The 8,571-nt window shown below is 67.0% G+C and carries 6 protein-coding genes; 3 read left to right on the top strand and 3 right to left on the bottom strand.

The window, feature by feature from the left end; genetic code table 11:
• The 3 genes from QZX62_RS02055 to QZX62_RS02045 form a co-directional block, all read left to right on the top strand.
• The coding region (locus QZX62_RS02055; protein WP_294171755.1) for a TonB-dependent receptor at positions 1-1,533 on the top strand (1,533 nt) is incomplete at its 5' end.
• A gap of 51 nt (positions 1,534-1,584) precedes the next feature.
• Positions 1,585-2,280, top strand: coding sequence for a DUF6445 family protein (locus QZX62_RS02050; protein ID WP_294171753.1), 696 nt, complete (start codon positions 1,585-1,587; stop codon positions 2,278-2,280).
• Between the two features lie 9 nt (positions 2,281-2,289).
• On the top strand, positions 2,290-4,110 hold the full coding sequence (locus tag QZX62_RS02045) for a family 43 glycosylhydrolase (RefSeq protein ID WP_294171751.1): 1,821 nt from the start codon (positions 2,290-2,292) through the stop codon (positions 4,108-4,110).
• Here the strand turns inward: QZX62_RS02045 and QZX62_RS02040 are convergent.
• From QZX62_RS02040 to QZX62_RS02030, 3 genes are read right to left on the bottom strand one after another with little or no spacing between them, the layout of a single operon-like run.
• A complete protein-coding gene (locus tag QZX62_RS02040) occupies positions 4,107-6,020 on the bottom strand; it encodes a glycoside hydrolase family 172 protein (RefSeq protein WP_294171750.1) in 1,914 nt (637 codons plus the stop codon). The two genes, QZX62_RS02045 and QZX62_RS02040, sit on opposite strands and share 4 nt — an antisense overlap.
• Positions 6,017-7,450: a glucoamylase family protein gene (locus QZX62_RS02035; protein ID WP_294171749.1), complete on the bottom strand. Its 1,434-nt coding sequence runs from the start codon at positions 7,448-7,450 to the stop codon at positions 6,017-6,019. Before QZX62_RS02035 ends, QZX62_RS02040 begins: the two co-directional genes overlap by 4 nt.
• Entirely contained in the window at positions 7,450-8,439 is a 990-nt protein-coding gene (locus tag QZX62_RS02030; protein ID WP_294171747.1) for a LacI family DNA-binding transcriptional regulator, read from the bottom strand. The genes QZX62_RS02035 and QZX62_RS02030 overlap by 1 nt, the downstream gene beginning before the upstream one ends.
• Between the last annotated feature and the right edge of the window lie 132 nt (positions 8,440-8,571).

The following is an 8,571-nucleotide window of genomic DNA, read 5'->3' as shown; positions in this document are numbered from 1 at the left end:
GTTCGCTTGGCGCGCAACCGGCTGACGCGGGTCGAGGACGCCTTTGCGAATGGGCAGTACAGCTTCGATGCCGCGACCTTCACGGATTTCGATACCAGCACGCCTTATCAGGCGGTGATTTCGCTGCTGCCAGCGACACCGCTTCAGGCCAAGAACACCTATGTCGGACTGTTCATCCAAGACGATTGGACGATCAACGACAATTGGACGCTGAACTACGGCGTACGCTGGGATTATGAGAGCAACAACTTCAACCAGAGGTTCGAGACGCCGGAACGCATCGCAACGGCGCTGCGCAATTACCAGCCATGGCAAGCCGCTGGGATCGACGCGGAGGATTATATCTCTACCGGCGACAACCGTAAGCCGTACAAGAAAGCGTTCGCGCCGCGCCTAGGCGTGTCCTACGATGTTTCCGGCGATCGTGACCTTATCTTCTTCGCGGGTGCGGGCCGCTATTACGATCGCAACAACTTCTATCTTGCCTCGCTAGAACGGCTATTCAGCACGGTCCGAAGCGACATCCGGCTCAACTTCTGTGGCGCGGCAGGCCTGCCGGCTTGCTCCGTACCAGGTGGCAACATCGCTGGTGGTGAGCTTCAGTTCAACCCGGCGTTCCGCGATCCGCAAGCGTTGCGCGAGGCTACGCAATTTTCTGGATTGAGCGGCGATATCTGGGTGTTGAACAACAAGACTCCGCCACCGTTCACCGATCAGTTCAACATCGGCGTTCGCAAGCGCTTCGGCGATTGGCAGACGGCCGTGACGATCGCGCACAACCGCTCCAGGAACGGCTTTGTGTTCGTCCGCGGCAATCGCATGCCGGACGGCAGCTACACTCCGGACGGCTTTGGCTTTATTCGCGACAACTTCCCGGAAGAGGGCCGTCCCGCAGGCTACACTGGGCGCCTCAACATCGGTTCCAGCGAAGGCAAGGCCCGCTACACTGCGCTCTATCTGCAGGCGGACAAGCCGTTCAACGACGACACCAACTGGGGCGTTAATGTGGCGGTGACGCTTAGCAACGCCAAGTCGAACCAGGCTCGTGCCTATGGCGAGGCGGAAGCATTCAACTTGGGCCAACAGGACGCATACGGTTGGCAGCCGGTCGCCGGCCTGGAGCGCTGGCGGGTCGTCGGCAGCGGGATCGTCCGCCTGCCGTATGACCTACGCCTGAGCTCCATCGCGACCTTCTCTTCGGGTCCGCGCTTCGGCTTGGTCAACTTCGACCCGGCGCTGTCGCCGTGCGCCGGGTGCATTCCGTTCAACGAAGCCGGCGTGCTCAAGCCCGAGAAGGGCATTGCCTACAAGACAGTGGATGTCCGGCTGGCGAAGCGCTTCCGCGTGCCTTGGGGTCACGACCTCGAAGCCAGCGTTCAGGTCTACAACCTGTTCGACTGGGTCAACCGCAACTATTCGATTTGGGGTGCCGGTAACGCCAACGCGGATAACGGTTTCAACCCTTCCCGGCTGGAGAACGGGACGACAGGCAGTGCCCGCAGCTTCCAGGCGGGAGTCAAGTACGTCTTCTGAGCGAGCTCGCATGGAGGGGGAACGCGCATCGTTCCTCCATCCATATGGCGGATGAATCAGGTGAAGCCTGAGCTGCGCCGCGTCGGCACCAGTGCGAACCCGGTCGTGGTGATCGATGGGTTCGACGAAGCGATTGACGCAGCGGCGGCGGCGGCGGATGCGCTCGGTCCGTTTCCGAAGCATGCCGGCAATTATTACCCCGGCCATCGCCGCGTCATTACGGAAGAGGACGGGCCCGCGAACGCCTATGTCGAGCGGCTGTGCGCCGCGGCCGCAACGTTCATCGCCGGCGCGTTCGACTATGAACGGTTCGACCTGCTGGAGGCGAGCTTCTCGCTCGTAACTACGCCGCCTGAGCAATTGCTGCCGGAGCAACGGACGCCGCACTTCGACTCGACCGACCCCAGCTATCTGGCAATCCTCCACTATCTGCAGGTGCCGGAAGGCAGCGGCACCGCCTTCTACCAGCAGCGCTCGACGGGTATCGAGCAGGTTACGGAAAGCAACGTCGGGCGCTTCGTGCGGGCGGCCGCCGCCGAGGTCTCGATGCTTCCCGAGAACGTCGGCTACATCCATGGCTCCAATCCCTTCTTCAGGCAGACCGCGGCGATCGAAGGCGTGACGAACCGACTGATCATCTACCGCGGCAGCCTGCTGCATTCCGGGATCATTCCACCCGACATGAACTTCAGCGCCAACCCACAGGACGGCCGGCTCACCGCCAACATATTCGTCCGCGGACATTAGGAGCATCGCATGTCGACCCGCCTGAAGCTGCTGTCCGGCTGCCTGTTGCTCGCGGGGGCTCCCCTGTCGGCGCAGCAGCGCACGACCATCAACCCGGTCGACATCGACTACCGCTACAATTTCGAGCAGATCAACGACGGCGCCTCCTACCGCACCGGCGCCGACCCGGCGATCGTTAATCATCGCGGCGCCTTTTACATGTTCCAGACGCTGGCCGACGGCTACTGGCGGTCGACCGACCTCGCCGACTGGCGGTTCATCACGCCCAGCCGCTGGCCGTTCGACAGCATCGTAGCGCCCGCGGCCTGGTCGGACGGCGAGAAGATCGTCCTGCAGCCATCGATGATGGAGCCCGAGGCGATCCTCTACACCACCGACCCCGATAGCGGCCGGCTGGAGTTCCTGGTCCGCCGCATGCCCCCGCTGCCCGGCTCCGTTGACAAGGCGCCCGAGGAGATGAAGCCAGGCGAGGTCCCGCCCGGCCCGTGGGATCCGGCGCTGTTCAAGGACGACGACGGGCAGTGGTACATGTACTGGGGCTCGTCCAACGTCTTCCCGCTCTACGGCAGCAAGATCGCGTTCGAGGACGGCAAGCTCGTCTACCAGAGCAAGCCCAAAGCCATGCTGGGCATGGTCCCCGCGCGGCACGGCTGGGAGCGCTTCGGCCAGGATCATTGCGCCTGCTGGGGCCCCGGTCGGCCGAGCCCGTCCTACATGGAGGGGGCGTGGATGACCAAGGTCGGCGGCCGCTACTACCTCCAGTACGGGGCTCCGGGGTCCGAGTTCAACGCCTACGCCAACGGCACCTACGTGTCGGACTCGCCGTTGGGCCCGTTCACCTACGCCCCGTGGAATCCGGTGGCCTATCGCCCGGGGGGCTTCGCGGAAGGGGTCGGGCACGGCTCCACCGTGCAGGACATTCACGGCAACTGGTTCAATAGCGGCACGTCTTGGGTCGGCCACAACTGGGGGATGGAGCGGCGCATCGCCATCTACCCGGCGCGCTTCTACTCCGACGGGCAGTTCAGCGCGTCCACCCGGTTCGGCGACTGGCCGCGGCTGGTGCCGACGGGCAAGTTCAACAACCCGGACAGCCTGTTCGCCGGCTGGATGCTGCTGTCCTACCGCAAGCCGCTGACCGCTTCCTCGACGATGGGCGACTTCGCAGCCGGGCGGGCGAGCGACGAGAACCCGCGCAGCTTTTGGATGGCGGCACAGAACCGCTCGGGCGAGACGCTGACCATGGACCTGGGCGGGCCGCGGACGGTGCGCGCGGTGCAGGTCAATTTCGCGGACTACAAGTCGGGACGCTTCGCCGATGCGCCCGACATCTATACCGAGTTCCAGCTGCAGCAGTCGCCCGATGGCCGCAACTGGTCGCCGCTGGCCCGCACCGAGCCGCCGCAGCGCGATCGGCCGAACGCCTATCTCGAGCTGCCGAGACCCGTGCGCACCCGCTTCATCCGCTACGTGCACGGGCATGTCGGCGCGGCCAACCTGGCGATCAGCGACCTGCGGGTATTCGGCAGTGCCGACGGCGGTGCGCCGGCGATACCCTCGCTTTCCGCCGCGATTCGCCACCGCGATCAGCGCGACGCGACGGTCCGCTGGGCCAGGGTGCCCGGCGCGGTTGGCTACAACGTCCGTTGGGGCACGCGGCCCGACCGGCTGACCCAGACCTACCAGCTGTGGACGGACGAGCTGGGCAACGGCGCGACCCTCGCCAAGGAGCTGCGCGCGCTCAACGTCGGCGTGCCTTATTGGGCAGCGGTGGAAGCGTTCAACGAGAGCGGCGTGTCGCGGCTCAGCCGCACGGTGCCGATCCGCTAGGGTGCGCGGAGGAGCCGGCCTTCGATGTCGATGATCGCCACTTCGGCACCGCGCGCGGCCGGGTTCCGCTCGGGCATGGTGAGGTGCAGCAGGTTGATGCCCGCGGTCAGGTCGAATTCGCCGAGCTTCACGAACCCGCTCCGTCCCTCGGCGGCTGCGTAGAAATCGGTCGGCGACCCGACCGCCTGGAAGTTGGAGTCGCGCAGCTGCAGCTTGGCCGAAGCAGGACCGGTCAACGCATCGACGAAGATGCCGTAGCGGCCGGTCTGCGGCGCTTCGACCCGGAAGCTGACCAGGGGCGGCCCCCAGCTGTCGTCGAATCCGACCTTGTCCGCGCCGCCCGTGCGGACGAAGCGCAGCGTCGACACCCAGCCGGTCGGCAGCTTCTTGCCCTGCGGCGTTAGTGAGGCATCGATCAGCGTGTCGAGCCCGGCCGCGGGGTTGGTGCCGACGCGGAAGCGATCGGCCCGGATTACCCTGCGTTCCACTTGCACCGCCGGCAGACCTTCCGGCCGGTCGAGGTAAAAGAAGACTGCGCCCGCATAGTCGCCTTCGGCCTCGTTGCGCTCGGGCCCATGCTCAACGGTGAAGTTCAGCCGTCGATTGAAGGAATAGGCATCCCCGACCAGCAGGCGGTAGCCGCCGGTCCGCGCGAGCTGGCGCGAATAGTCTAGCGCTCCGCTGAGCGGCAGCGACAGCCGCTCGTTCCAACGGCCGGGGAGCCCGTACCAGCCGCCATTGAAGGCATCTTCGGTGCCGGTGCCGAGGATCGCCCGGCGACCATCGATGGTGACGACATCGTCACCTTCAAAGAAGCCGGTATCTCCGGGTGCGGCGCCCTGGACCTGCAGGGTGAAGCCGACCAGGTGCCCGCGGCCGCTCACGTCAAGCATCGGGAAAGGCACGCCGCGCCGGACCCGCGGCTCGCGGTTCCAGCTGGCATGGAGATAGCCCTCATCCGAGGCGCGGCCGCGGTCGCTGATCGTCAGTTCGGTCCGGATCGGCAACGGCGCTCCCGCCGTGCGACGCGAGATCAGCTCAAGCTTGGCCGAGCGGCTGAACGGCATCGGCAGCTGAACGAAATTGGTGTCGCCCTCCGTGCCGAGCAGGAGCGAGCGGGTGGCGGGATCGCCGAAGCTGTAGGCGAAGAACTCGGTCACCGGCATGTCGATGGCGGGCCGCGGAGCGCCGTCCCAGGTGATCCGGATATCGATGTCGCGGGCGTCGCCGCCGAAGGCCGAAGCGGGAGTGAGGCGCAGCGACGTGATACGGCCCGGCTTGCTCGCTTCGAACAGGGTGACGGTCCGGCCCGGAGCAAGGCTCGCCTGGGCGACGATCGAGCGGCCCTCGGGTGCGGCCTGCAGCTGCATCGAGGGGGGAGCGCCCGTGCTGCGCAGCCGGGTGCCCGGCGGATAGAGTGCGTAATTCAGCTGGTAGAACTGCAGGGTGGGCGCGCGGACCAGCACCTTGACCGAGCGGGTGAACTCGATCGGGACGTAGGACCAGTAGCCACCTGCGCCGCGGCCGACGAGCGGGCCGGTGAACGGCGCGCGCGTGCCCGAGAACAGCTGGTCGAACGGCATGGCGATGCGCGGGCGGCGTTCGCCATCGATGTAGAACTCGATGGGCGCATTAATCGGGGTTGGGGTCCAGATCCGGGTGATCGCGCCCGGGCCTTTCAGCTCGGCGATCACCAGCGCGTCGCCTTCCTTGCGCAGGAAGCTGTGCTTGCCGGAGAAGCCGTCGTCGTTGAGGCCGGTGCGATCGTAGCTGCTGAACATGCCCACCGTGATCGGGCGAAAGCGGGCGAGCTCGCGCACTTCGAGCATGCGGGGCAGTGGGCTCTGCGCGGCGGCGGGCGCGGCGATCGTGAGCAGCAGCAGGCAGAGTGTGCGGAGCACGCGCATCATGAGGTCAGCCATCCTCCCGTGAAGCCCGCGCGCTGGAGGCCCCGGCGCAGGGCGGGCACCTCACGCATGATCCGCCAGACGAAGTCGCTGCGGTGGTTGGCAGCCTGTAGCAGGATCGGTCCCTGGTCTATGCCGAGATAGTCGCGCGCCGCCCAGCCGTGCACCGGATCGACGGTGCCGGTGTCGATCTTCAGCTCGGTGTAGCGGAAGCTGGGGTTGAAGCTGTCGCGGAAGCCATATTGACCGTAGATGCGGGCGCCGTGCTGGCGAAGCAGCGCTTCGGCGCAGGGCACCACGATTTCCGGCGCGAACGGCAGAGAGCCTAGCGCGGCGGTCGGCGCGATCGTGCCGTCGTCGCGCTCGTCGGGCTGGCCGAGCGGTCCGCGCGCGGCATAGCCGTGGAATTGCCGCCGCTCGCCCTTGAATGGCAGGGTGAAGCCGCCAGGGCCGTCGCAGGCGGTGAGGCCCCAGACCCGGTCGGAATAGCCATCCCAGCGCATCGGGTTGGCGGCGCAATAGGCGCGGTTGGCGTAGGTGGCGCGGCGGCTGTTCTCGAAATAGTCGAATCCGGCGGCGCGCATCGCCGCGTCCAGGATGCCGCGAAAGTCGATCCAGATATGGCTGTACTGGTGCCCGAACAGCGGAGCAAAGGCGAGGTGGCGGGTCGCGCCGGTGCCGCGCCAGAAGCGCGGGTAGGGGCGCGTCCACTCGTCCCAAAGGCCGACCGGACCCGCATGCACCGGTGCGCCGAGCGCCAGCAGGTTGACCATCATGCCTTCATTGTAGCCGACCCAGTTGGCCGGGATCAGGCCGGTTTCCGGGTGCCAGCCCATGGAGACGGGCGCCCGGCCATCGTGGCGAAAGAAGTTCCAGTCGGCACGGGCGTACAGCGCCTCGGCGAGGGCGCGGATCTCGCGCTCCCGCGAGTGCGGCCCGTCATAATAGCGGCCGGCGAACAGCACGCCGAGCAGCAGCAAGGTCGTATCCACGCTGGACAGCTCGGTGCGGCGGAACCGAAGTCCCGTCCGCATGTCGAGGAAATGGTAGAAAAAGCCCTTGTGTCCGGTCACCCCGGCCGACTGCGGCCCCTGTGGCGAGTCGTGGAAGAAGCGCAGGGTGGTCAGCGTCAGGTCGCGGGCTTCGGTCCGGCTGCACCAGCCGCGCTCGACGCCGACGGGGTAAGCGGTGAGCGCAAAGCCGACCGCGGCGATGCTGGAAAAGGACGGTGTCGGCCAGCGGTCGGGCACCAGGCCGTTGGCGCGGTTCGCCGTTTCCCAGAAGAAGCGGAAAGTGCGGCGCTCGAGGTCCTCGTAGAAGGGCGGCAGCGACCGCGGCCGAGTGCTGCCGAGCGATGCTGCGCAGCCGCCGAGCGAGGTGGCCGCGAGCAGGGCGGGCCCCCCGCCGAGCAACTCGCGGCGGCTGAACTGCATCAGGCCTGCCCCGTGCTGGTGCGGACGACGAGCTCGACCGGATGGAGCGTGCTGGCTGGTGGCGCGCCGCGGCCTTCAACCGTGTCGATCAGTTCGGACAGCCCGTACTCGCCAAGCTCCGCGATCCGCACGCGCACGGTGGTGAGGCCGAGGTGCCGCGCCATCGGGATGTCGTCGAAGCCGGCAACCGCGACCGCCTCCGGCACTTGCCGCCCCGCCTGACGCAGCGCTTGAAGCGCCCCGATCGCCATGTTGTCGTTGGCTGCGAACACAGCGTCGAACCGCTGGTGCGAGCGCAGCAGGGCCGCTACCGCATCTTCGCCGGACTGCTCGGAGAAGTCGCCTTCCACCGCCGTCAGGACCACGTCGTCACCTTGCGCAACGCGACGCGCAAAGGCCTGCGCGCGCTCTTGGGCGTCCGCATTACCGGGCGGACCGGCGATGTGGATCACGCGCTTGCGGCCGAGCGCCAGCAGATGCTCGGCCACGGCAGTGGCCCCGGCCGCATTGTCGAGGCTGATGGTGGAGTGAAGCCCCTGCTGACTGCGCGTGTTCAGCAGCACGATCGGCACGCCCGGCGGCAAGGTAGCGGCAAGCTCCTCCTCGCCGAGGTGGGGCGCCATCACCATGGCTCCGTCCACCCGGCCGCGCAGCGCGCGCAGCGCCGAGGTCCCTAGCCGGCTCCCCGCATGCAGGCTGGACAGGAGCAACAGGTAACCGCGCTCGCTTGCCACCCGGTCCATGCCGCGGACGATTTCGGAAAAGAACTCGCCGTGGAGGTCGGGCAGGACCACTCCGATCGAGTGGGTCCGCGCCATGCTGAGGCTGCGCGCCGCGGCGTGCGGCACGTAGCCGAGTTCGGCCACCGCCGCCGCCACCCGCTCCCGCGTTTGGGAGCTGACCTTATCGAAGCCGTTGAGCACGCGTGACACAGACGCAACCGAGACCTGGGCGCGGCTGGCGACGTCGCGGATGGTGGCTTCGGCCATGCGTCCTTCTTGCCCATCCATCGATGCCGCCCGCAAGCGCTCAAGAGTGTTTGCTTTCGGCTTCCGCTTAAGACATGTAACCGGTTACACGCTGCGTCAAGCTTCGGGCGTCAAGCTCTGGTCGGGAACGCA

It is taken from the genome of uncultured Sphingomonas sp., from assembly GCF_902806265.1.
Lineage (GTDB): Bacteria > Pseudomonadota > Alphaproteobacteria > Sphingomonadales > Sphingomonadaceae > Sphingomicrobium.
The sequence above is the reverse complement of the archived record's forward strand: the minus strand, read 5'-3'. Positions and strand labels throughout refer to the sequence as shown.